The following is a 1552-nucleotide window of genomic DNA, read 5'->3' as shown; positions in this document are numbered from 1 at the left end:
GCAATGCCGCGAAGTTACGGCTGCTGCGGCGCTGTCAAGGCGTCGGCGGAGGGTTCGCGGAGGTGGACTGTGTAGGTCGCACGTCTGGACGTTCGGCTCTCGCGGAGAGCATGGACCTGTTTGTAGGAGAACGGCGAGACTGGGCGCTTGACCGCACGGGGGCTGACGCGGTCCGCACGCCGTGGCGGTAGGAGTTCGCTGGTCAGCAGGTGGTGGAAGGTCTGTTCCGGGGTGCCGGGTGAGGCGTGGTCGGCCGCGATGACGCTGTGCCGTGCGGCGCGGAGCGCCACCGTCAAGGAGACCCGGTCCGGGTCGACGTCGACGCGGCGAGCACTGTGATGCGATACCCGACGCAGGACCTGATAGACGGTCAGATAGGCGTAGATCTCCTGCTCGATGCCTTCCGGGTGCTGTGATCGCAGGACCCGGTCTGCTGTTCGCAAGGTCACCTTCAGCCCGAAGAACGCGATCTCCACCTCCCAGCGCTGGTGATAGAGGGCCGCGAGTTGGTCGGCGGGATGGCGGCGGGGGTCCATGAGCGTGGTCAGCAGGCGGTAGTGCTCGGTTCGGCTGGCGCCGTCGCTGGTGGCCACCGTCAGGTGGAACTCGATGACGCGGACCCGGTGCCCGTTGGCGGTGCGGTAGCCGCGGCCGTTGCGGTCGGGCAGCACGGAGAGGTAGGAGCCGTCCGCCAGCGGTACCAGTCGGGGCAGAATTCGCACCCCCTTGGCCCTCCACAGCAGGTGAGCGCCGGTGTCCCGGGCCTGGCCCCACAGTTCATAGCCGTCGAAGTTCCGGTCGGCGAGCAGCAGCATGCCCGGGCACAGGCCGCCCAGCAGGCGCTGCGCGAGCGTCTTCTCCGCGGTGATGTACGCGCCGAAGGCCACCTCGTGGATTGCGCGGCTGCCGCACTCCACCAGGGCGGCGAGCCTGACCAGGGGGAATCCGGAGCGTCCGCGGCGGGCGTGGAGATAGCCGAAGGCGGCGGCGTTGGCCGGGCTGTCCGCCGCCTCCAGGTGCAGGCCGTCCCAGGCCATCAGACGCAGACTGTGCCAGAACGCCCCCGGAGTCGCGGTGGTGGCCACCGGGCCGGACAGTCGGGCGAAGAGCTCGGCCATCGGAGCCGCCCCGAGCCGGGCACGGGCCTGGGACAGAGCGGGCGTGGACGGCATCCGCGCGGTGACGCCGCCGAGCCCCTTGACCAAGCTGGCCCACACCCCGTGGTAGCCGTCGGTGCTGAACAGGGCTATGGCGAGCACGAAGTACACGACCACTCGGGCCGGCAGCAGACGCACGCGGCGTTCGCGGCGGCCCGTTGCTTCGAGCACGTCATCGACGAGACTCGGCGGGATCTTCCGGGTGAGCGCACCAAGATGTCCCGGAGCATAGACATCAGCGGCGGGACAACTGCCAGAATGGGAGGTCAACAGGGCTCCTGCACAGGGAGAGTCGTCTTGGTCGACTTCCTCTCCTAGCAGGAGCCCTGCCCGCTGGGACCAGCTTCAACGAACCGCTTGACAGCGCCGCAGCAGCCGTAACTTCGCGGCATTGC

General features: G+C 69.1%; 1 protein-coding gene. It reads right to left on the bottom strand.

Annotated features, from left to right (window positions below; all coding sequences use genetic code 11):
• Window positions 1-14 precede the first annotated feature (14 nt).
• A complete protein-coding gene (locus UK12_RS32525; RefSeq protein WP_063838366.1) occupies window positions 15-1427 on the bottom strand; it encodes an IS4 family transposase in 1413 nt (470 codons plus the stop codon).
• Between the last annotated feature and the right edge of the window lie 125 nt (window positions 1428-1552).

The sequence above is a fragment of the Saccharothrix sp. ST-888 genome, from assembly GCF_000955975.1.
Taxonomy (GTDB): Bacteria; Actinomycetota; Actinomycetes; order Streptomycetales; family Streptomycetaceae; genus Kitasatospora.
Note: the sequence above shows the minus strand (reverse complement) of the source record. Positions and strands in the feature narration are given on the sequence as shown.